A 20,961-nucleotide genomic window follows, 5' to 3' on the forward strand; every position below is an offset into this window, starting at 1 on the left:
TAGGCAGGATCACACTTCTTCACGCCAGGCCGCATTTTTAGGCGCGGTGCGGCAAGATGGCCCGGTGATTTTCCACCTGTAATACACCAGAGATGTGGCATAGTGCCTGTATCAATTTACTTTAAGGGATATCTTTCCGATGAAACGCCCAGACTATCGAACGCTGCAAGCGCTGGACGCGGTGATCCGTGAGCGTGGCTTTGAGCGCGCCGCGCAAAAACTTTGCATCACACAATCGGCAGTATCCCAGCGCATCAAGCAGTTGGAAAATCTGTTTGGCCAACCGCTGTTGGTGCGTACCGTGCCGCCACGCCCGACCGAGCAGGGCCAAAAACTGCTGGCGCTGTTGCACCAGGTGGAATTACTGGAAGAAGAGTGGCTGGGCAACGATACCGGCATTGATACGCCGCTGCTGCTGTCGCTGGCGGTTAACGCCGACAGCCTGGCGACCTGGCTGCTACCGGCATTGAAACCGGTGCTGACAGATTCCCCTATCCGCCTGAACCTGCAGGTAGAAGACGAAACCCGCACTCAGGAACGTCTGCGCCGGGGTGAAGTGGTTGGCGCTGTGAGTATCCAGCCACAGCCGCTGCCAAGCTGCCTGGTGGATCAACTGGGCGCGCTGGACTATTTGTTTGTCGCCTCGAAGGGTTTTGCCGAGCGTTACTTCCCGAACGGGGTTACGCGCTCCGCGCTGCTAAAAGCGCCGGCGGTGGCGTTCGATCATCTCGACGACATGCACCAGGCTTTCCTGCAGCAGAACTTTGATCTGTCGCCGGGTAGCGTGCCCTGCCATATCGTGAACTCGTCGGAAGCCTTCGTGCAGTTGGCACGCCAGGGCACCACCTGCTGTATGATCCCGCATCTGCAGATTGAGAAAGAGTTGGCTTCGGGCGAACTGATCGATCTGACGCCGGGTCTGTTCCAGCGCCGCATGCTGTTCTGGCACCGCTTCGCGCCGGAGAGCCGCATGATGCGTAAAGTGACCGATGCCCTGCTGGAGCACGGCCGCCAGGTTCTGCGTCAGGATTAAATAGAAAAGGTTCGCCGCGGCGAACCTTTTGAGGTTACTGACAAAGTTGTTTTTAAGCCCGAGATACACGGGCCTAGCGCACCGAGGGGCACTCCGACGGCCAAGGCCGTTACGACCCCTTCGGCACGCTCTCCCTAATAACGAGCTTTGTAAGTAGTCTGCAAAACCAGTGTTATACCCTAAATAATTGGAGCTGCATCAAGACGGCCAGGGCAGGAGTCCCCAGGAGCTTACTCAAGTAAGTGACTGGGGTGACTGCCTGCAGCCAACACAGATGCAGCTTCAAGTATGACGGGTATATTATTGTGCCGCGTTACGCTGCAACTCAAACACTACATCCACCTGATCGTCAAAGTGAATGCTTTGCTGTTCGTAGGTTTGCGCCGCATCACTTTCCGCTGCCGCCCCCGCCGATTTATACATACGCGCTACCGGCATCGGCTGGTAGTTGGCGACATGGTAACGAATGCTGTATACCGGCCCCAGCTTGGCGTTAAAGCCTTTCGCCAGAGACGCGGCCTGCTGAGTCGCGTTCTCGATAGCCTTCTGACGCGCCTGCTCACGGTAGACGTCTGGTTTTGCCACGCCCAGCTCAACGGAACGGATCTCATTGAGACCGGATTTCAACGCCCCGTCCAGCAGCTCGTTCAACTTGTCCAACTGGCGCAACGTCACCTGTACCTGACGAACGGCACGGTAGCCTTTCAGCACCGACTCACCGGTTTTCAGGTAATCATATTCCGGCTGGGTGCGCAGGTTGGCGGCGCTGATGTCTTTCTTCTCAATATTGTTTTTCTGCAGGAAATCAAAATATTGCGCTACGCGCTCATCAACCTGCTTCTTCGCCTGGGCGGCGTCTTTGGATGAAACGCTGACCTCGATCGCCAGGGTGGCGATGTCTGGCGTCGCGTCAACGCTGGAGGTACCCGAGGTCACTACGTGCGGCCCTTCCGGCACTTCTGCCGCCTGCAGCGCCAGAGGTAACGTCCCTAATCCAATCATTGCGGCCATAGCCAATGCTTTAAGCTTCACGGTGTCTCCTTGATGACAGGCTCTAACTGATTACCGGCCTGAAAGGCCAGTTCCTTGGCATCAAAGCTAGCATATCGCACGGGTTTTTGAATTCGGATTAGTGACAAATTCTTATAAACTTGCCCCTTGCCAGGCCAACTGCAAGGCGATGCCCCACATCACCACCCCGACCAATGTATTAATGATGCGCTGCGCCATTTGGGTTTTCAGCCACGGCGCCAGCCAGGAGGCCAACAGTGCCAGGGCGAAGAACCACACGACGGAAGCGCTCACCGCCCCCAGCGCAAACCAGGAACGTACATCCGGCGTCAGTTGCCCTCCCAAACTTCCCAGAACCACAAAGGTGTCGAGATAGACATGCGGATTCAACCAGGTCACCGCCAGCATGGTAACCACCAGCCGCCAGCGACTTTGCTTCAGCTCTTCGGCCGTCGCCAGCGCCAGTTGCCGGCTAAATGCGGTACGAAAGGCCCCCCAGCCGTACCACAGCAGAAAAGCTACCCCACCCCAGGTCACCAGCGCCAGCAGCAGCGGCGAGCGGCTCAGTAAGGCGCTGCCACCGAAAATCCCGCCGCAGATCAGCACGATGTCGCTCAGCGCACACAACGACGCGACCATCAGATGATACTGGCGACGAATACCCTGATTCATAACAAAAACGTTTTGTGGGCCAAGCGGCAGGATCATCGCGGCGCTCAGGGCAAAGCCCTGCAAAAAGACAGCTAGCATGGTATTCCTCACAGAGAAAAGAGCGCCGTTCAGCGGCGCGTATCGGTCAATACGCGCATCATAGGAGGAAAAAATTATTAGGTGAAATTGATATTTCTAATCAACTATCAGCAATGCTAATAATCAGGCGGGAATAACAAATCCCAGCTCCTGAGAAATACGCTGTGCGGTCGCCAGCACCGGCTTAATCAGGGCTTTGACACCAATCTGTTGCAGTTTGGCGGTCGGCAAAGAGACCGACACCGCATAAGGCACCCGCTGTTGAATATCAAATACCGGTGCCGCCACGCAGGACACCCCCAGCTCATTCTCTTCGCGATCCATCGCCATGCCCTGCTTGCGAATATCGGCCAGTTCCTCATACATCTTCGGCAACTCGGTGATGGTATTGCGCGTCAACGTCTGAATTTCATGCTGATGGGTTTGCCAGTAACGATCGGGATAATCGCTGTTGCCGTAGGCCATAAAAATCTTGCCCATCGCCGAGCAATACAGCGGCATATGCTGGCCGATATAGGCGCGAGTGCGCATCATGCCGGTGGTTGGCTCCAGCTTGTAGATCAAAATGACATGGTCGTCTTCGCGGCTGGAGAAGTTGACCGTCTCCCCCACTTCCAGATTGAGCTGTTCCAGATGCGGCGCAGCGACATGGATAATATTCAGCGAAGAAAGCGCCTTCTGACCGACAGAAATAAACTTGGTGGTCAGACGGTAGCTACCGGGCGAAGGCGCCTGAGTGACATAGCCGCTGGTATGTAGCCCCTGCAGCAGGCGATGGACGGTACTCTTGTTCATACCGGCCAACTCAGACAGGTGCGCCAGTGGGCAGCCGTTAGGGAAGTTGCTCAGGATCTCAATCAGTTGCAAACCACGGAACAGGCTTTGGCTGCCCAGGGGTTTGTCTTTCTTGTCATCTTTCTCGTCGACAGCTTTCAGGCTCATAGCGCAATTTCTCCAGTGTCGGGCCGCCAGCCAACGCCACGGCGTGGCAAACGGATCCTTTGCCGGGAATGTTACCCCAAGGCCCGCATCAGGTGAAGACGGAACGCCGTTTCATTGTCGTCAGCGGGTTAAAAACTCGCAACATTCCGCTAACTTCCGAAGTGAGTTGTGCGTCACAATTTCGCAAAGATATAAATAACCACTTGTTTTAAAAAGACAATTAAAACCTCTCCTGCTTTGCTTTAGATCGGCAATCGGCATATTATTTTTGAAATTGAATTTCGCATATTGAAATTTAAAGGCGATATAACCACCAATTAGCATCACGCTGATCGCGGATGCAGGGACCAGGGGCGCATCACATGACACCAGAAAATGCGGAACAACCCATTCTCACCCTCAGCCATATCGTCAAACGTTTTGGCGGTAACGTCGCGGTGAATGACGTCAGCCTGCAGGTGATGCCGGGCGAAGTCCTGGCCTTGCTGGGCGAAAATGGCGCAGGCAAATCGACGCTGATCAAAGTACTGGCCGGGGTTTACCCACGCGACGCTGGCGATATTCAGTTTCAAGGGTCCAGCATAGCCTCCGCCGCGGCGATAAAAAGTGACAGCCGCCAGCCTATTGCCTTTATTCATCAGGATCTCGGGCTGATCGAATGGATGACGGTAGCGGAAAACATGGCGCTGGTGATGGGTTTCCCACGTCGTTTCGGCCTGATCGACTGGCGTGCCATTCGCCGCCGTGCCGTTCAGGCACTGCAGGATGTCGGTATAGAGTTGGATCCCGACGCCAGAGTCTTCGAACTGTCGCGTACCGAGAAATCGCTGTTGGCGATAGCCCGGGCGGTCGCGGTCAATGCCGAACTGCTGGTGCTGGATGAACCCACCGCCTCGCTGCCCGCCAACGATGTGCGCCACCTGTTCGCGGTGATTAACCGGCTACGTGCCAAAAAGGTCGGCATGATTTACGTCACCCATCGGCTGGATGAAGTAATCGAAATTGCCGACCGGGTGTGCGTTATGCGCGACGGCCGTTATGTGGCCGGTGGCAATACCGCCGATTATTCGCTGCGCGATCTGGTGCAGATGATCGTCGGCGAAGCAATGGCTGACGATCAGCGTGAACCTCTGCCTGAAAATCGGCCGCCCGTGCTGCAGCTCAATAACGTGGTGGTCGGTGATATCGGCCCGGTCAGCTTCAATCTGCAGCCTGGGGAAATGCTGGCGCTGGCCGGTCTGCGCGGTGCCGGACAGGAAGAAATTGGTCGGTTGCTGTTTGGCCTGCGTCACGCTGATGAAGGCGAAATCCGCTTTCGCGAGCAAGGCTACACCGCCAGCAGCCCACAGCAAGCCATGGCCTGCGGCGTCTCATTGGTCGCAGGGGATCGCACCGGCGAAAGCCTGGTGATGTCGATGAGCGTGCGTGAAAACCTGTTTATCAACCCTGTGGCCAGCGGCCACAAACTGCTGTCACGCTACAGCCGCCGGGCCGAGATCGGGGCCAGTTGGTGGAAAGTCCAGTTGTTCGACGTGCGGCCCAAGGACGTCAATATCGATATCAGCGCCCTGTCCGGCGGCAACCAGCAAAAGGTGGTCATGGCACGCTGGATGCATCTGGGCGCCCCACTGCTGATCCTGGAAGATCCCACCGCCGGCGTCGACGTCGGCGCACGGGCGGAAATCTACCATCTGTTAAATAAATCCCTGGAGGAAGGCGTGGCGGTATTGGTTATCTCCAATGACTTTGAGGAGATCGCCCATATCTGCAACCGCGCACTGGTATTTAACCGGGGAAAAGTGGTCGGCGAGCTGAAAAATCAGCAGGTGTCATTCGCCAATTTATTGGAACTGGCCTCCGCCAGCGCCGGGGAAACTCTCGAGACAAGATTAGAATCTGAGGTGGGTCATGTCTAAAACATCTGTTAAATCAACGGCACTGGAACAAAGAGTCAGCCTGTCGCAGGACGGCGCCGGCCCGTGGCTGATGCAGGTCCTTACCCGCTACGGCCTGCTGTTGCTGTGCATTGCGCTGGTGATCCTGTTTTCACTGATCTCCCCCACGTTCGCCTCAATGCTGACGCTGCAGGCGATCCTCTCCAGCAAAGCAAAAATCGCCCTGTTGGCGCTGGCGGCGACCATCCCGATGATCGTCGGCAAAATTGACCTTAACGTCGGCTTCGGCATCGTGCTGTGGCATATCCTGGCCATTACCTTACAGGTGGAATACGGCTTTTCGTGGCAGATGGCGGTGCTGACGGTGCTGGCACTCTCCGCGCTGTACGGTCTGTTGAACGGTATTTTGGTGGCGCTGGCGGATATCGACAGTTTCGTCGCCACCCTCGGTTCAGGCACCGTGCTGTATGCCATTGCGCTGTGGCACTCCGGCGGACGACAGATCGTCGGCGATCTGCCGGACGCCTTTATCGCCCTGCACCACACCGAGATCGGCGGGATCCCGATCGTGGCGTTCTACGTGTTGATCGTCGCGGTGGTGCTGTGGTTGATCACCGAACACACTCCACTGGGCCGTTGTATGTATGCCGTTGGCGGTAACCCGGCGGCGGCGCGGCTGAACGGCATTTCGGTCAATCGCTTTACCATCGGTGCCTTTATCGCCTCTAGCGTGCTGACCGGCTTTAGCGGGGTGCTGATCGCCGCCGAGCAGGGTGTTGGCCAGGCCAGCGTCGGCATGGACTATCTATTGCCCGCGCTGGTGGGCGCCTTCCTCGGCAGTACCACCATTCGTCCCGGTCGGGTTAACGTCTGGGGCACCGTGGTCGGCATCGCCATTCTGGCTATCGGCATCGCCGGTATCCAGCAGTTCGGCGGCGAGTTCTGGGTCGAACCCCTGTTTAACGGTGCGACGCTGTTGCTGTCAATCACGCTGGCAGGCTACGCCCAACGCCGTCGGCTACTCAATCAAAAAGCGGTTCAACGCAGCCCAGCCATTCCGGCTGATAAAAATAACCATAAAGCGATCAATCCTTAACCAGGAGTTCACCGAATGAAACATCTTTGGATATTGCCCACCACCCTGCTGCTGGCCGGCGCCTCATCATCCGCCTGGGCCGATGCCTATCTCGACCAGGCCACGGCGGCGGTCACCAAGGCCACCGCCAGCGTGACCCAGTGGGATGGCCCCACCAGCGGGCCAAAGTTACAGGCCAACAAGAAAATCATCTTTATCGCTTCGGACATGAAAAACGGCGGCGTGCAGGGCGTGCAGGAAGGGCTGAGTGAAGCGGCGAAAGCGGCCGGCTGGAAATTGGAAACCCTGGATGGCGGCGGCTCGGTGAAAGATCAATTGGCGTCACTGAACCAGGCGATTGCCCAGAAGCCGGACGGTATCGTGATCGGCGGCTGGAACCCGAACGTGGCCAAGATCCCGCTGAAAAAAGCCATCCAGCAAGGCATTGTGCTGACCGCCTGGCATGCGGTGCCTGAGCCAGGGCCAATCGCCAAATACAACGTGTTTTACAATGTCACCTCCGACTCCAATGACGTGGCACGCATCGCCGCACAGTATGCGGTGGTACAGTCCGGCGGCAAGGCCAACGTGTTGATCTTTACCGATTCGCTGTACCAAATCGCGCTGGACAAGGCCAACGTAATGAAAGAGGAAATCGGCAAATGCAGCGGCTGCAAGGTGGTCGAGTTTATCGACACCCCGCTGGCAGACACCGCCAACCGCATGCCGGCCATGACTTTCAGCCTACTGCAAAAATACGGTGACCAGTTCCAGTACGCGCTGGCCATTAACGATCTGTATTTTGATTTTATGGCCCCGGCGCTGAAAACCGCCGGCAAAGGCGGCAACAATGCGCCCTACAGCATCTCGGCCGGTGACGGCTCTATTTCCGCCTATCAACGCATCCGCTCTGGGGGCAGCCAATCGGCTACGGTACCGGAACCGCTTAAACTGCACGGCTGGCAACTGTTGGATGAGTTTAACCGCGCCTTCGCCAAACAGCCGCCTTCCGGCTACGTCACCCCGGCGCACCTGGTGACCCGCGACAATATCACTGCCGACGGTGGCAGCAGCAATCGGTATGACCCGCAAAATGATTATCAGGGCCACTACAAAGCCATTTGGGGCGTGAAGTAAGCGGAGGCAGCATGAACCCACTGATGACAGGTCACCCGCTTGAACGCCTGTGCTCATCGGCCATTTGGGCCGAGGGGCCGGTGTGGCTGCCGCTGCAGGATGCGGTGGTGTTCAGCGACGTGAAAGGCAACCGCATGTTCCACTGGTCGCGACAGGGAGAACTCAGCCTGTGGCGCTCCCCGTCGCACTATGCCAACGGCAATGCGCGCGATGCCGAAGGCCGGGTGATCAGCTGCGAACACGGGCGGCGCGGCATCAGCCGCACCGAAAGCAACGGTGAGATGCAAATGCTGGTCGATCGGGTAGACGGCAAGCGCTTCAACTCCCCTAATGACCTGGTGGTTCGCTCCGATGGCACCCTTTGGTTTACCGACCCGCCCTATGGCATCACCGGGGATGAAGAAGGTTACAAATCGGAAAGCCAGATCATCGGCTGCTACCTCTACTGTTTTGATCCGCGCGACGGCTCGCTGAACATTGCCGCCAGTGACCTGCAGCGGCCAAACGGCCTGGCGTTTTCACCGGATGAGTCACTGTTATATGTGGCGGACATGTCGATCGTCGATTTCCCGACCCTCGGCCGCAGTGAACTGCGGGTGTATCAGGTCAATGGGCGTGAACTGGATGCCGGTCGGCGTTTCGTCAGCGTGGCACCCGGCTTCCCGGACGGCTTTTGTGTTGATGAGATCGGTAACCTGTTTTGCAGCTGTGCCGATGGGGTACTGATCTTCAACAGCCAGGGAAAACAGCTAGGTAAGATTGAGGTGCCGGAACGCGTCTCTAACTGCACCTTCGGCGGACCGGATGGCAATGAGTTGTACATTACCGCCACCACCTCGTTATACCGCATGGTGCTGAATACTCGCGGATAACGGGGAAAAATGATGTTGGCAGAGCGGGCCTGTTCCGCTCTGCTTTGCCACGTCTGAAGCACGTCAACACCCCAAAATGTGTTGTCGATCACAAATTCATCAGATTAATTTAACACACTGTTTTATATAAATAACTTTCTCCTCCGTCGCTTTGACTTCGTTTAACCGCAGGTATAGCATTTATTTGAAATGCAATTCCGTATATTGAAATACAAAGATCATAAAACAAACAAATACGCCGTAGCGGAGAATCAGGATGAGAGTGAGTTACACCGATCTAAAGCAGCAATTCAAACGCGTGCTATTGGCGCGGGGCGTGGCGGAAGGCACCGCCGATGACTGTGCCGGTATGTTCGCCGATACCTCCGCCAGCGGCGTTTACTCCCACGGCGTTAACCGTTTCCCACGTTTTATTCAGCAGTTGGACGCTGGCGATATTGTGCCGGACGCCGAGCCCAGCAAGCTGCTGTCGCTGGGTGCAATTGAGCAATGGGACGCCCATCAGGGCATAGGTAACCTCACCGCCCGCAAGATGATGGATCGCGCCATGCAGTTAGCCGACGGCCACGGTATCGGGCTGGTGGCCCTGCGTAATGCCAACCACTGGATGCGCGGCGGCGGCTACGGCTGGCAAGCGGCAGAGAAAGGCTATATCGGCATTTGCTGGACCAACTCAGCAGCAGTGATGCCGCCCTGGGGAGCCAAAGAGTGCCGCATCGGCACCAATCCATTGATCGTCGCGGTGCCGGGTAACCCAATCACCATGGTAGATATGTCGATGTCGATGTTCTCCTATGGCGCGCTGGAGCTGAACCGGCTGGCGGGCAAAACCCTGCCAGTGGACGGCGGCTTTGACAACGACGGGCAATTGACGCGCGATCCGGCCACCATTGAAGAGAACCGTCGCATTCTTCCGATGGGCTACTGGAAAGGATCGGCGCTGTCGGTAGTGCTGGATATGATCGCCACCCTGCTTTCCGGCGGATCTTCAGTCGCGGAAGTCACCGAGGACAACAGTGACGAGTACGGCGTGTCGCAGGTGTTTATCGCCATTGAGATCGAACGCTTGATCAACGGTGCCACTCGCGATGCAAAACTGCAGCGCATCATGGACTACATCACCAACGCCGAACGCGATAACCCGGAGGTGGCTATCCGCCTGCCGGGCCATAAATTCCCACGCATTCATGCAGAAAACATGCGTGACGGCATTCCGGTGGATGAGCGCATCTGGGCGCGCATTCAGGCGCTGTAACAGGAGAAACACCATGATCTTTGGCCATATCGCCAATACCTCACCGGAGCACTACCCGGCACCGGTGGCTCACGCCATCGCCTATTTGCAAGGCACGGATTTCAGCGCCCTGCCCGCCGGACGTTATCAGGATCCCGCTACCGGCTATGTAGTACAGGTGCTGGATCTGCACACCCAGCAACCGAGCGATCTGCGGCCCGAAGTGCACCGTCAAAATGTTGATGTGCAGTTTCTGGTCAGCGGCAGCGAATTGATCGGCGTGGCGGCGGATCGTGGCGATAACCCGATCCATCAGGAATTACTGGCGCAGCGCGACATTATTTTTTATCAGGACGTCGCGGATGAATCCTGGTTAACCATGCAGCCCGGTAATTTTGCGGTATTTTTCCCGCCGGATGTTCATCGCCCGGCCTGTATTCATCAACAACCCTGCGATATTCGCAAAGTAGTGGTGAAAATACCGCTGGCATTATTTAGCGCCTGACCGACAGCAAAGGAATCAAAGATAAAAATCATCAGCCTACGGGCGGGTGTGGGCGCCCCTGCGCCTTAAACCACCAAAACAATAAAATCTGACCCTACAGGTGTATATATGAATATTGCCTCTGTTTCTGTCACTCAAAACCAGGCGATCCCCAAATTACGCTGGCTGCGGATCGTACCGCCGATCCTGATTACCTGCATCATTTCCTATATGGACCGGGTGAATATCGCCTTCGCCATGCCCGGTGGTATGGATGCCGAGCTGGGTATTACCGCCTCGATGGCCGGTTTGGCCGGCGGCATCTTCTTTATCGGTTATCTGTTCCTGCAGGTGCCCGGCGGCAAGTTGGCGGTGTACGGCAACGGCAAGAAATTCATCGGTTGGTCGCTGCTGGCCTGGGCGATTATTTCGGTGCTGACCGGGCTAGTCAGTAACCAGTATCAACTGTTGTTCCTGCGCTTTGCCCTGGGCGTCTCCGAGGGCGGCATGCTGCCGGTGGTGCTGACCATGATCAGCAACTGGTTCCCGGACAAGGAACGCGGCCGTGCCAACGCCATCGTCATTATGTTCGTGCCGATAGCCGGTATTCTCACCGCCCCGCTGTCCGGCTGGATCATCACCGTCTGGGACTGGCGTATGCTGTTTCTGGTGGAAGGCGCGCTGTCGCTGGTGGTGATGGTGCTGTGGTACTTCACCATCAGCAACCGTCCGCAGGAGGCCAAGTGGATTTCAGCAGCGGAAAAAGACTACCTGATCAAAACGCTGCATGACGAACAACTGCTGATCAAAGGCAAAACGGTGCGCAACGCCTCGCTGCGCCGGGTGTTGGGCGACAAGATCATGTGGCAGCTGATCCTGGTAAACTTCTTCTACCAGACCGGGATTTACGGCTACACCCTGTGGCTGCCGACCATCCTCAAGGGGCTGACCAACGGCAACATGGAACAGGTCGGCATACTGGCTATTCTGCCCTACATCGGCGCCATCTTCGGCATGCTGGTGATTTCCTCACTCTCCGATCGTACCGGAAAACGCAAAATCTTCGTCGCGCTGCCGCTGGCCTGCTTCGCCATCTGCATGGCGCTGTCGGTGCTGTTGAAAGATCACATCTGGTGGTCTTACGCGGCGCTGGTCGGCTGCGGGGTATTCATCCAGGCCGCCGCCGGGGTGTTCTGGACCATTCCTCCCAAACTGTTCAATGCCGAAGTGGCCGGTGGGGCACGCGGCGTGATCAACGCGCTGGGCAACCTGGGCGGTTTCTGCGGCCCTTATATGGTCGGCGTATTGATCAGCCTGTTCAGCAAGGACGTCGGCGTTTATAGCCTGGCGGTATCACTGGCCATTGCCTCGGTGCTGGCGCTGATGCTGCCGAACAAATGCGACCAAAGCGCGAGGGCCGAATAATGGACTATTGGTTGGGGTTGGACTGCGGCGGCACCTTTATCAAAGCCGGGCTGTATGACCGTCAGGGAACTGAGCTGGGCATCGCTCGCCGCAACCTGGAAATTATCTCGCCCCAACCGGGTTGGGCGGAGCGGGATATGCCTGCGCTATGGCACACCGCTGCCGAGGTGATTCGCGAGTTGCTGGCCCGCAACAAGATTGCTGTCGGTGATATTCAGGCCGTCGGCATCTCGGCGCAGGGCAAAGGGGCGTTTCTGCTGGACCAGCAAGGGCAGCCACTGGGCAATGCCATGCTGTCTTCTGACCAGCGCGCACTGGCGCTGGTGCAGGAATGGCAAAAACAGGGCGTGCCGCAGACGCTGTATCCGCAGACCCGGCAAACGCTGTGGACCGGCCACCCGGTGTCGCTGCTGCGCTGGGTTCGGCAGCATCAGCCGGAACGTTATCGCCAGATCGGCAGCGTGCTGATGGCCCACGATTATCTGCGCTACTGCCTGACCGGCGAGTTGGCCTGTGAAGAAACCAATATCTCCGAATCCAATCTTTACCAAATGGCCGAGGGTCGCTATGACCCGGCGCTGGCACAGCTGCTGGGCATTGGCGACATCATGCCCACCCTGCCGCCGATTGTCAGTTCGGCCGAAATCGCCGGACGGATCAACGCCGCCGCTGCAAAGGCAACCGGGCTATTGGCAGGTACGCCAGTGGTCGGCGGGCTGTTCGATGTGGTGTCCACCGCGCTGTGCGCCGGGTTACACGACGAAACACGGCTCAACGCAGTGATGGGCACCTGGTCGGTTACCAGCGGCATTACCGACAAAATCACCGACGGTTTCGACCACCCGTTTGTTTATGGTCGCCACGCCGAAGCCGGCAAATACATTGTGCACGAAGCCAGCCCAACCTCTGCCGCCAACCTGGAGTGGTTCTGCCGACAATGGGGGCTGCAGGACTACGCCCAGCTCAACGACTGGGTGGCAACGCTGCCGAAAGCCGACAGCAGCCTGCTGTTCGTTCCCTTCCTGTACGGCTCCAACGCCGGGCTGGGCCTGAGCGCCAGCTTCCATGGCATGCAGGCCTTCCACCAGCGTGAGCATTTGGTACAGGCGATTTATGAAGGCGTGGTGTTCTGTCATATGACCCACCTCAACCGCATGCGGCAACGCTTCCCTGCGGCTACCGCGCTGCGCGTCACCGGCGGTCCGGCCAAATCCGCCCCCTGGATGCAAATGTTCGCCGACGTCAGCGGCCTGCCGGTGGAACTGCCGCAGGTGGAAGAAACCGGCTGCCTGGGTGCAGCCATGGCGGCAATGGTCGGCAGCGGCGTATTCAGCGATTTCACTGCCACCCAGCGAACGCTGGCACCGCGCATCGAACGGGTGCTGCCGGACGCAGCAGCAGCAGAGGCTTACGGTAAAAAATATCAATGTTATCAGGCGCTGGTAGCCACGCTGCAATCCATCCAGAAGGAGGCCCTATGAGCAACAAACCGCGTCTGCAACTGGCGCTCGATCACACCCGGCTGGACGCCGCCCTGCAAACGGCAGAACGCCTGCAGCCGCACGTCGACATTATCGAGGCCGGCACCATTTTATGCATCAGCGCCGGTATCCAGGCGGTGAGCGCGCTGCGTGAACGCTGCCCACAACATACGCTGGTGGCCGACCTGAAAGTGGCCGATGCCGGTGGCACGCTGGCGCAGCAGGCCTTCAGCCACGGTGCCAACTGGATGACGGTGATCTGCGCCGCGCCGTTAGCCACCATGGCCAGCGCGCTGGAGGTGGCGCAACAGCACCAGGGCGAGATCCAGATTGAGCTGTTCGGCCGCTGGACGCTGGACGATGCCCGGCAGTGGCGCGAGCTTGGCATCCGCCAGGCGATCTACCACCGTGGCCGCGACGCCCAGGCCAGCGGACAAACCTGGGGCCGACAGGATTTGGATCTGATGAAAGCGTTGTCGGATCTGGGCATTGAGCTGTCGGTCACTGGCGGCATCACCCCGACCGATTTACCGCTGTTTAAGGACATCGCCGTTACCGCTTTTATCGTCGGCCGGGCGTTGGCAGAAGCTGCCGATCCGCTGACCGCCGCCGGTCAGTTCCGCACCGCCATTGATGACATCTGGAGAAGTTGATATGCGCCAGCACCCATTGGGAATTTATGAAAAAGCCCTGCCGAAACACCTGACCTGGCCCGAGCGTCTGGCGCTGGCCAAGGCCTGCGGTTTTGATTTTGTCGAAATGTCGGTGGATGAAAGTGACGAACGGCTGGCACGCCTGAGCTGGAGCAAAGAACAGCGGCTGTCGCTAGTCAGCGCCATGCTGGAAACCGGCATCAGCATCCCATCAATGTGCCTGTCCGGCCACCGCCGCTTTCCGTTCGGCAGCCATGACGATGCGCTGCGCCAACGCGCCTTCGAGGTGATGGAACAGGCGATCCAACTGGCGAAGGACGTAGGTATCCGTACCATCCAGCTCGCCGGTTATGACGTCTATTACGAACAGCAGGACGAAAGCACCCTCGCCCGCTTCACCGAGGGCATGCAATGGGCGGTCGAACGCGCCGCCGCCGCCCAGGTGATGCTGGCGGTGGAAATCATGGACACCGCTTTTATGAACTCAATCAGCAAGTGGAAGGCATGGGATACCTGCCTGGCATCGCCGTGGTTCACGGTCTATCCGGACGTCGGCAACCTCAGCGCCTGGGGCAATGACGTGGCGCAGGAGCTGGCGCTGGGCATTGACCGCATCGCCGCCATCCATCTGAAAGACACCTATCCGGTCACCGAAAGCTCGCCAGGGCAGTTCCGCGACGTGCCCTTTGGCGAAGGCTGCGTCGACTTCGTCGCGCTATTCCGCACGCTGAAACAGCTTAACTATCGCGGCGCTTTCCTGATCGAGATGTGGACCGAGAAAGCCGAAGAGCCGGTGGCAGAAATCGTACAGGCACGCCGCTGGATCGAACAAAAAATGCAACAAGGGGGTATGACATGCTAACGCTGTCGCAGCTGAAACAACAGGTACTGGAAGCCAACCTCGACCTGCCGCGCCATAACCTGGTGACCTTCACCTGGGGCAACGTCAGCGCGGTGGATCGCGAACGCGGGCTGGTGGTGATCAAGCCTTCCGGCGTGGAATATGAACACATGGTGGCCGAGGACATGGTGGTGGTCAGCCTCGCCAGTGGCCAAACCGTCGAGGGCAGCAAAAAGCCCTCCTCGGACACCGCCACCCATCTGGCGCTGTACCGTGAATTTGCCGATATCGGCGGCATCGTACACACCCATTCGCGCCACGCCACCATCTGGGCGCAGGCCGGGCTGGACATCCCCGCCTGGGGCACTACCCACGCCGATTATTTCTACGGTGCCATTCCCTGCACCCGGCTGATGACCGAGGACGAAATTGCGCAAGATTACGAACTGGAGACCGGCAAGGTGATTATCGACACCTTCCACCGACGCGGTATCAGCCCGAACGCCATTCCGGCGGTGCTGGTCAATTCACACGGCCCCTTCGCCTGGGGCAAGGACGCGCACAGCGCGGTACACAACGCGGTAGTGCTGGAAGAAATTGCCTATATGGGGATTTTCTCGCGCCAGTTGACGCCGGGCATCAGCAGCATGCAGCCCGCGCTGCTGGATAAACACTACCTGCGCAAACACGGCAAGAATGCTTATTACGGGCAATAAATAGGGTTGGCGGGCCTCAGTTCCAGTATCAAAAGTTTTCACCGGATGCTTTGAGGCATCTGGTGAAAACAAAGTTAGCTGGCATGGAAATCAGCCTTCTCGGTTTTTTCCCCGCCCTGTTGCCAGGCGATCGTAATTCGTCAGCCGGTTTAAAATTCGTTATCATCCGCACCCACTCTCCCTCCGGGTAGCCTGATGTCCAAGATTATCGATACCTTTATTGCCCCGCCGTGCCATGAGCAGATCGAGATCCTCTATCAGGACGAAAGTCTGGTGCTGATCAATAAGCCCAGCGGGTTGCTCAGCCTGTCGGGGAAAAATCCGCAAAATCTCGATTCAGTGCATCATCGGCTGGTACAGCAATTCCCCGGCTGCACGTTGATCCACCGCCTGGATTTCGGCACTTCCGGGCTGATGGTGATTGCCCGCAATAAGGCTATCAATGCCGCCCTCTGCCAGCAGTTCAGCCAGCGTACCGTGACCAAAGTGTACAGCGCACTGCTGTGCGGGCATCTGGCCGATAACGAAGGGGTGATAGACGCAGCGATTGCCAAAGATCCGGCGTTGTTCCCGCTGATGTCGATTTGCGCCATCCACGGCAAGCCCGCTCGCTCCGGCTATCAGGTCATTGAGCGCTTTTATCATGAGTTGGCAGACGGAACGTCACTGCCATTGACGCGGGTGCAGCTAACCCCGGAAACCGGGCGTACTCATCAACTGCGCATCCACTGTCAGCAATTGGGCCACCCTATTTTGGGCTGTGACCTGTATGGCGGTCTCCTGCTGCCCGGCACCGAACGGACCCCGCGGCTGATGCTGCACGCCAGTGAGCTGCATTTTTTTCATCCTATCAGCCAAGAGCCGATCAAAGCCCATCACGCCAGCCCGTTCTGAAAGCGAAAGTATCTATAATTAGCGCCCCCTGCTTCCCCTGCGTGAAACCCGCAAAAGATCATCGGCTTCCCCCGTAACATCGCTGCAAGCCCTTGGCTCTGGTGTATACTCGGGTTTCTACGCCATGCCAGCCAAAGCGGCTTTGGCTCAGGCCCGTTTCAGCCGGAACCTGACGCCTATTCTGCCCTCCAGCCAGCTCCACACCAGCCCAATTTAGTGGAACTACCATGAGCCAAAACACCGCTCGTATCAGTGAGATTATCGACAACGCCAAGGTCTCGCCTTACCAGATCCTGATCCTCAGCCTGTGTTTTCTGATCGTCCTGCTGGACGGTTTTGATACCGCCATCATTGGCTATATCGCCCCCGCCCTGCGCGAAGAGTGGGATCTGCTGCCTGCGCAGTTATCCCCCGCCTTTGGTGCCGGGTTGTTCGGTCTGCTGCTCGGCAGTCTGATCTTCGGTCCGGTCGCCGATGCCATTGGCCGCAAATGGGTGCTGCTGGTTTCGATACTGATTTTTGGCGGGGGGACTTTAGCCTCGGCCTATACCCATTCCATTGAGTCGCTGACCCTGTTGCGGTTAATTACCGGCATTGGTTTGGGGGGCGCGATGCCCACCTGCATCACCCTCAGTTCAGAGTACTCCCCGGCACGTCGGCGGATGATCATGGTCACCCTGAGCTGGAGCGGTTTCACCGCCGGTCTGGCCCTGGGCGGCCTGCTGGCCGGGCAGATTATTCCGGTGTTCGGCTGGCGTGGCGTGCTGATGTTGGGCGGCATAGCGCCGTTAATGCTGCTGCCGTTGCTGGCCTGGCAGATGCCCGAGTCAGTGCGCTTTATGGCCTCCAGCCCGAAACATGCCGCTGGCCTGCGCCAGGTGGTTGAGCGTATCACTGGCAAAAGCTGGGCTGGCGTAACGATCCTCGATGACGAGCGCCCAACGCAGGCGCGGTCGCCAGTGTCCCATCTGTTCACCGAAGGCCGCGCAGTGCGGACCCTGCTGCTGTGGGCCGCGTTCTTCTGCTCGCTGTTCGTGTTTTACCAGCTCACCAGTTGGCTGCCGAGCATTCTCAAGGACGCCGGTTACGATATCGTTCACGCATCACGCATTGGCGCGATGGTGCCACTGGGCGGGACTCTCGGGGCTATCCTGATGGCGCTGCTGATGGACCGCGCCGGGCCTTACCGGGTGCTGGCCCTGTCCTACCTGGGTGCCGCGCTGGTTGTCGGCGCTACCGGCTATCTGATGGGGGATGTCTACACGCTGGCCGCCACAGTATTCCTTGTCGGCTTCGGTGTGGCAGGCGCACAGAACGGTTTGAATCTGGTTTCCGCCACTATCTACCCCACTGCGGCTCGCGTCACCGGGGTAAGCTGGGCGATGGCAAGTGGCCGCTTCGGCTCCATTGTCGGCTCCATGCTCGGTGCCTGGATGATTGCCGCTGCCGGTTCCCCGGAGACGTTCTTTATCTGGCTGGCGCTACCGGTGTTGGTGGGTTCTGCCGCCATCTTCCTGCTCTACCGGCTCAGTTTGAATCACCGGGCATCTGCGACTGACTCTGCATTACCCAACTGACCCAATAAAAAAGGGGCCAAGGCCCCTTTCCGTTATTCCGCTTTCGCGGTGGTCGCATCGTTGCGATACAGATGAACATCCATCTGCGGGAACGGAATACCGATGTTGTTGGCATCCAGCGCGCGCTTGAAGTTCTCCATCAGATCGAAGTACACGTTCCAATACTCGGCATTGGTGGTCCAGGAGCGGGTCACGAAGTTCAGTGAAGAAGGTGCCATCTCGTTCAGACGCACGGTCACGCCTTTGGCGTGCATGATGCGCTTGTCAGCGGCGATCACATCGCCCAGTACCTTTTTCACCACATCGATGTCGGCGTTATAAGCCACGCCAACCACGATATCCACACGGCGGTTCGGCTCGCGGGAATAGTTGATGATGTTGCCGGCGATGATTTTACCGTTCGGTACCACGATGGTTTTGTTGTCTGCGGTGCGCAACGTGGTGGAGAAAATCTGCACCTGGTCGACGGTACCGGCTACGCCGCCCAAGTCGACATACTCACCGGCACGCAGTGGACGGAAGGCCACCAGCAGCACGCCTGCGGCGAAGTTGGACAGCGAGCCCTGCAGCGCCAGGCCGACGGCCAAACCTGCTGCACCCAGCACGGCGATCACCGAGGTAGTCTGTACGCCAACGCGCCCCAGTACTGCAATAAAGGTGAAGGCCAAAATGCCGTAACGCGCCATGGCCGACAGGAAATCGGCTACCGTGGCATCGATGCCGCGCAGCTTCATCACACGGTTTACCGCATTGCTGACTACCCGTGCAATGATCGAACCAATGATGAAAATAACAATCGCCGCGACGATGTTCACCGCATACTGAATCAATAAATCCTGGTTCTGCACCAGCCAGTTACCGGCACCATTAATGCCGTCTACTACATTCAGATCTTTCATTCGTGTCGTCCTAACTTTTCCCTAAGGGGATAAACTCGCAAAAAAACTGACATCTGGCGTCAGTCGGAAACCACCGCCCTAGGTTAACTAACATTCCCGCAGCATGCCAACCGTAAGCGGTAAAAATCGCCGAACTTCCTCTATGCTGAACATAGCGCTATCGCCTTTTTAACGATAAGGAACTTCGCTCGTCATGCAGATGCCATCGTCGATTCAACACTATTGGCGGGTTCGCCCCAGGCTGCTGCTTTCCGTGGCTGCGGGCATCCTGTGCTACCTGCTGCTGCCGGACAGGCTCGGTCAATTGCAACGCCTGATGCTCGGCTGGAACCTGCTGGCCTGGTGCTACCTGCTGTTTCTGTGGCGGTTGATGCTGGTCAGCACGCCGAAGCATATCCGCCAACTCGCGCGCACGCAGGATGAAAGCGCCAGTAAAGTGCTGGCGCTGGTCAGCATTGGCTGCATGGTGAGCATTCTGTCGATTCTGTTTGAGCTCAGTACCACCAGGCAGGTCAGCGACTCGCTGAAAACACTGCATCTGGCGCTGACCGGTGCCACGCTGGTGGTGTCCTGGCTGCTGCTGCCCACCGCGTTCACCATGCACTATGCCCATCAATTTTATCGTCAGGGCGCGCAGCAAGATCCTCTGCCACTGCTGTTTCCCGGTGACCTCAAAGAACCGACCTATTGGGACTTCGCCTATTTCTCTTTCACCATTGCCGTCGCTTCGCAAACCGCCGACGTGGCGGTCGGCGCGGCCGAGGTGCGCAAAATCGCCCTGCTGCAATCGGTGATTTCCTTTGTCTTCAACCTGATCATCCTCGGGTTGTCGATCAACGTCGGCGCCAGCCTGCTGAGCTAGAAATAGAAAAGGCTCCCCGAGGGGAGCCTTCATGTAGAGCTAACAGCTAACCGAGATTACAGAACGTCTACTGCGTTCAGATCTTTGAAAGCCTGTTCCAGACGAGTAATCATCGAAGTCTGGGCTGAACGCAGCCATACGCGTGGGTCGTAGTATTTCTTGTTCGGCTTGTCAGCACCTTCTGGGTTACCCAGTTGGCCTTGCAGATAGCCTTCGTTCTTTTTGTAGTACTGCAGGATGCCGTCCCAGGTTGCCCATTGGGTATCGGTATCGATGTTCATTTTGATCACGCCGTAACCTACGGACTCTTTGATCTCTGCATCGCTAGAACCGGAACCGCCGTGGAACACGAAGTTCAGGCTGTTGTGCGGCAGGTTATATTTCTTGGAAACATAGTCCTGAGAATCGCGCAGGATGGTCGGGGTCAGTTTCACGTTGCCTGGCTTATAAACGCCGTGCACGTTACCGAAGGACGCCGCGATAGTGAAGCGCGGGCTGATCGCATTAAGTTTTTCGTATGCGTAAGCCACGTCTTCTGGCTGAGTGTACAGGGAGGATGCGTCCATATGGCTGTTGTCCACGCCATCTTCTTCACCGCCGGTGCAGCCCAGTTCGATTTCCAGGGTCATACCGATTTTCGCCATGCGAGTCAGGTATTTGCTGCAAATTTCGATGTTTTCTTCCAGGGACTCTTCAGACAGGTCGATCATGTGGGAAGAGAACAATGGTTTGCCGGTAGCGGCGAAATGCTTCTCGCCAGCGTCCAACAGGCCGTCCAGCCATGGCAGCAATTTCTTCGCGCAGTGGTCGGTGTGCAGAATAACCGGCACGCCGTAATGCTCAGCCATCTGATGAACGTGGTGTGCACCAGAAATCGCGCCCAGAATTGCTGCACCCTGTGGAACGTCAGTCTTCACGCCTTTGCCGGCGATAAACGCGGCACCGCCGTTGGAGAACTGAACGATAACCGGAGCGCGTACCTTCGCGGCTGTTTCCAGCACGGCGTTGATAGAGTCGGTACCCACACAGTTAACTGCTGGCAGAGCAAAGTTGTTCTCTTTAGCTACTGCGAATACTTTCTGAACGTCATCACCAGTGATGACACCCGGTTTTACGAAATCAAAAATTTTAGACATGTTACTTTGTCCTGTTTCGTCGGCCGTAGATGGATGTAAATCGA

The 20,961-nt window shown here is 57.6% G+C and carries 20 protein-coding genes; 15 read left to right on the plus strand and 5 right to left on the minus strand.

All coding sequences use genetic code 11. The annotated features are described in order from the left end of the window. Window positions 1–139: 139 nt before the first annotated feature. Window positions 140–1,033, plus strand: a complete 894-nt coding sequence (locus tag M2406_RS23750) for a LysR family transcriptional regulator ArgP (RefSeq protein WP_012146627.1) — start codon at window positions 140–142, stop codon at window positions 1,031–1,033. Between the two features lie 300 nt (window positions 1,034–1,333). Here M2406_RS23750 and M2406_RS23755 read toward each other — a convergent pair whose 3' ends face one another. From M2406_RS23755 to M2406_RS23765, 3 genes are all read right to left on the minus strand, one after another. Further along, window positions 1,334–2,065: an oxidative stress defense protein gene (locus M2406_RS23755; RefSeq protein WP_012146628.1), complete on the minus strand. Its 732-nt coding sequence runs from the start codon at window positions 2,063–2,065 to the stop codon at window positions 1,334–1,336. 111 nt (window positions 2,066–2,176) lie between these two features. Beyond that, a complete protein-coding gene (gene argO, locus M2406_RS23760; protein ID WP_012146629.1) occupies window positions 2,177–2,794 on the minus strand; it encodes an arginine exporter ArgO in 618 nt (205 codons plus the stop codon). Between the two features lie 123 nt (window positions 2,795–2,917). Next, the gene (locus tag M2406_RS23765) at window positions 2,918–3,736 is read right to left on the minus strand and encodes an IclR family transcriptional regulator (RefSeq protein ID WP_012146630.1); all 819 of its coding nucleotides are present in this window, start codon (window positions 3,734–3,736) and stop codon (window positions 2,918–2,920) included. 362 nt (window positions 3,737–4,098) lie between these two features. Here M2406_RS23765 and M2406_RS23770 point away from each other — a divergent pair, with 362 nt between their 5' ends. The 13 genes from M2406_RS23770 to M2406_RS23830 all read left to right on the plus strand — a co-directional run bounded on the left by M2406_RS23770 (window position 4,099) and on the right by M2406_RS23830 (window position 18,020). Then, window positions 4,099–5,652, plus strand: coding sequence for a sugar ABC transporter ATP-binding protein (locus M2406_RS23770; RefSeq protein ID WP_259191629.1), 1,554 nt, complete (start codon window positions 4,099–4,101; stop codon window positions 5,650–5,652). Then, on the plus strand, window positions 5,645–6,727 hold the full coding sequence (locus M2406_RS23775) for an ABC transporter permease (RefSeq protein ID WP_012146632.1): 1,083 nt from the start codon (window positions 5,645–5,647) through the stop codon (window positions 6,725–6,727). Before M2406_RS23770 ends, M2406_RS23775 begins: the two co-directional genes overlap by 8 nt. 15 nt (window positions 6,728–6,742) lie before the next feature. Further along, on the plus strand, window positions 6,743–7,843 hold the full coding sequence (locus tag M2406_RS23780; protein ID WP_115183872.1) for a substrate-binding domain-containing protein: 1,101 nt from the start codon (window positions 6,743–6,745) through the stop codon (window positions 7,841–7,843). An 11-nt stretch (window positions 7,844–7,854) separates the two neighbouring features. Beyond that, on the plus strand, window positions 7,855–8,715 hold the full coding sequence (locus M2406_RS23785; protein WP_259191630.1) for an SMP-30/gluconolactonase/LRE family protein: 861 nt from the start codon (window positions 7,855–7,857) through the stop codon (window positions 8,713–8,715). A gap of 256 nt (window positions 8,716–8,971) precedes the next feature. Beyond that, entirely contained in the window at window positions 8,972–9,970 is a 999-nt protein-coding gene (yiaK, locus tag M2406_RS23790) for a 3-dehydro-L-gulonate 2-dehydrogenase (protein ID WP_259191631.1), read from the plus strand. 13 nt (window positions 9,971–9,983) lie between these two features. Continuing rightward, the gene (locus tag M2406_RS23795) at window positions 9,984–10,454 is read left to right on the plus strand and encodes a YhcH/YjgK/YiaL family protein (protein ID WP_259191632.1); all 471 of its coding nucleotides are present in this window, start codon (window positions 9,984–9,986) and stop codon (window positions 10,452–10,454) included. Window positions 10,455–10,562: 108 nt separating this feature from the next. Then, window positions 10,563–11,858, plus strand: a complete 1,296-nt coding sequence (locus tag M2406_RS23800) for an MFS transporter (RefSeq protein WP_012146637.1) — start codon at window positions 10,563–10,565, stop codon at window positions 11,856–11,858. Beyond that, entirely contained in the window at window positions 11,858–13,339 is a 1,482-nt protein-coding gene (locus tag M2406_RS23805; RefSeq protein ID WP_310473641.1) for an FGGY-family carbohydrate kinase, read from the plus strand. Before M2406_RS23800 ends, M2406_RS23805 begins: the two co-directional genes overlap by 1 nt. Then, window positions 13,336–13,992, plus strand: coding sequence for a 3-keto-L-gulonate-6-phosphate decarboxylase UlaD (ulaD, locus tag M2406_RS23810; RefSeq protein ID WP_012146639.1), 657 nt, complete (start codon window positions 13,336–13,338; stop codon window positions 13,990–13,992). The genes M2406_RS23805 and ulaD overlap by 4 nt, the downstream gene beginning before the upstream one ends. Before the next feature lies 1 nt (window position 13,993). Beyond that, window positions 13,994–14,854, plus strand: a complete 861-nt coding sequence (locus M2406_RS23815; protein WP_012146640.1) for an L-ribulose-5-phosphate 3-epimerase — start codon at window positions 13,994–13,996, stop codon at window positions 14,852–14,854. Further along, window positions 14,848–15,549, plus strand: coding sequence for an L-ribulose-5-phosphate 4-epimerase (gene araD, locus M2406_RS23820; RefSeq protein ID WP_012146641.1), 702 nt, complete (start codon window positions 14,848–14,850; stop codon window positions 15,547–15,549). Before M2406_RS23815 ends, araD begins: the two co-directional genes overlap by 7 nt. 195 nt (window positions 15,550–15,744) lie before the next feature. Next, the gene (locus M2406_RS23825; RefSeq protein ID WP_259191636.1) at window positions 15,745–16,443 is read left to right on the plus strand and encodes an RluA family pseudouridine synthase; all 699 of its coding nucleotides are present in this window, start codon (window positions 15,745–15,747) and stop codon (window positions 16,441–16,443) included. A 227-nt stretch (window positions 16,444–16,670) separates the two neighbouring features. Then, on the plus strand, window positions 16,671–18,020 hold the full coding sequence (locus M2406_RS23830) for an aromatic acid/H+ symport family MFS transporter (protein ID WP_259191637.1): 1,350 nt from the start codon (window positions 16,671–16,673) through the stop codon (window positions 18,018–18,020). 32 nt (window positions 18,021–18,052) lie between these two features. Here the strand turns inward: M2406_RS23830 and mscS are convergent, their stop codons facing one another. After that, window positions 18,053–18,919, minus strand: a complete 867-nt coding sequence (gene mscS, locus M2406_RS23835) for a small-conductance mechanosensitive channel MscS (RefSeq protein WP_017893892.1) — start codon at window positions 18,917–18,919, stop codon at window positions 18,053–18,055. Between the two features lie 193 nt (window positions 18,920–19,112). On the opposite strand from mscS, the gene M2406_RS23840 reads away from it, so the two are divergent. Then, window positions 19,113–19,781, plus strand: coding sequence for a DUF1345 domain-containing protein (locus M2406_RS23840; RefSeq protein ID WP_012146645.1), 669 nt, complete (start codon window positions 19,113–19,115; stop codon window positions 19,779–19,781). A 56-nt stretch (window positions 19,782–19,837) separates the two neighbouring features. Here the strand turns inward: M2406_RS23840 and fbaA are convergent, their stop codons facing one another. Then, a complete protein-coding gene (fbaA, locus tag M2406_RS23845) occupies window positions 19,838–20,917 on the minus strand; it encodes a class II fructose-bisphosphate aldolase (RefSeq protein ID WP_012146646.1) in 1,080 nt (359 codons plus the stop codon). Window positions 20,918–20,961 lie beyond the last annotated feature (44 nt).

Source organism: Serratia sp. BIGb0163, from assembly GCF_024809935.1.
Classification (GTDB): Bacteria; Pseudomonadota; Gammaproteobacteria; order Enterobacterales; family Enterobacteriaceae; genus Serratia; species Serratia quinivorans.

Bases quoted from the DNA above. Each gene is read 5' to 3' on its own strand.
- fbaA (WP_012146646.1), bottom strand. From the start codon at position 20,917: ATGTCTAAAATTTTTGATTTCGTAAAACCGGGTGTCATCACTGGTGAT.
- M2406_RS23805 (WP_310473641.1), top strand. From the start codon at position 11,858: ATGGACTATTGGTTGGGGTTGGACTGCGGCGGCACCTTTATCAAAGCC.
- M2406_RS23795 (WP_259191632.1), top strand. From the start codon at position 9,984: ATGATCTTTGGCCATATCGCCAATACCTCACCGGAGCACTACCCGGCA.
- M2406_RS23815 (WP_012146640.1), top strand. From the start codon at position 13,994: ATGCGCCAGCACCCATTGGGAATTTATGAAAAAGCCCTGCCGAAACAC.
- M2406_RS23785 (WP_259191630.1), top strand. From the start codon at position 7,855: ATGAACCCACTGATGACAGGTCACCCGCTTGAACGCCTGTGCTCATCG.
- M2406_RS23775 (WP_012146632.1), top strand. From the start codon at position 5,645: ATGTCTAAAACATCTGTTAAATCAACGGCACTGGAACAAAGAGTCAGC.
- mscS (WP_017893892.1), bottom strand. From the start codon at position 18,919: ATGAAAGATCTGAATGTAGTAGACGGCATTAATGGTGCCGGTAACTGG.
- M2406_RS23825 (WP_259191636.1), top strand. From the start codon at position 15,745: ATGTCCAAGATTATCGATACCTTTATTGCCCCGCCGTGCCATGAGCAG.
- M2406_RS23840 (WP_012146645.1), top strand. From the start codon at position 19,113: ATGCAGATGCCATCGTCGATTCAACACTATTGGCGGGTTCGCCCCAGG.
- yiaK (WP_259191631.1), top strand. From the start codon at position 8,972: ATGAGAGTGAGTTACACCGATCTAAAGCAGCAATTCAAACGCGTGCTA.
- M2406_RS23750 (WP_012146627.1), top strand. From the start codon at position 140: ATGAAACGCCCAGACTATCGAACGCTGCAAGCGCTGGACGCGGTGATC.
- araD (WP_012146641.1), top strand. From the start codon at position 14,848: ATGCTAACGCTGTCGCAGCTGAAACAACAGGTACTGGAAGCCAACCTC.
- M2406_RS23770 (WP_259191629.1), top strand. From the start codon at position 4,099: ATGACACCAGAAAATGCGGAACAACCCATTCTCACCCTCAGCCATATC.
- M2406_RS23830 (WP_259191637.1), top strand. From the start codon at position 16,671: ATGAGCCAAAACACCGCTCGTATCAGTGAGATTATCGACAACGCCAAG.
- ulaD (WP_012146639.1), top strand. From the start codon at position 13,336: ATGAGCAACAAACCGCGTCTGCAACTGGCGCTCGATCACACCCGGCTG.
- M2406_RS23765 (WP_012146630.1), bottom strand. From the start codon at position 3,736: ATGAGCCTGAAAGCTGTCGACGAGAAAGATGACAAGAAAGACAAACCC.
- argO (WP_012146629.1), bottom strand. From the start codon at position 2,794: ATGCTAGCTGTCTTTTTGCAGGGCTTTGCCCTGAGCGCCGCGATGATC.
- M2406_RS23800 (WP_012146637.1), top strand. From the start codon at position 10,563: ATGAATATTGCCTCTGTTTCTGTCACTCAAAACCAGGCGATCCCCAAA.
- M2406_RS23780 (WP_115183872.1), top strand. From the start codon at position 6,743: ATGAAACATCTTTGGATATTGCCCACCACCCTGCTGCTGGCCGGCGCC.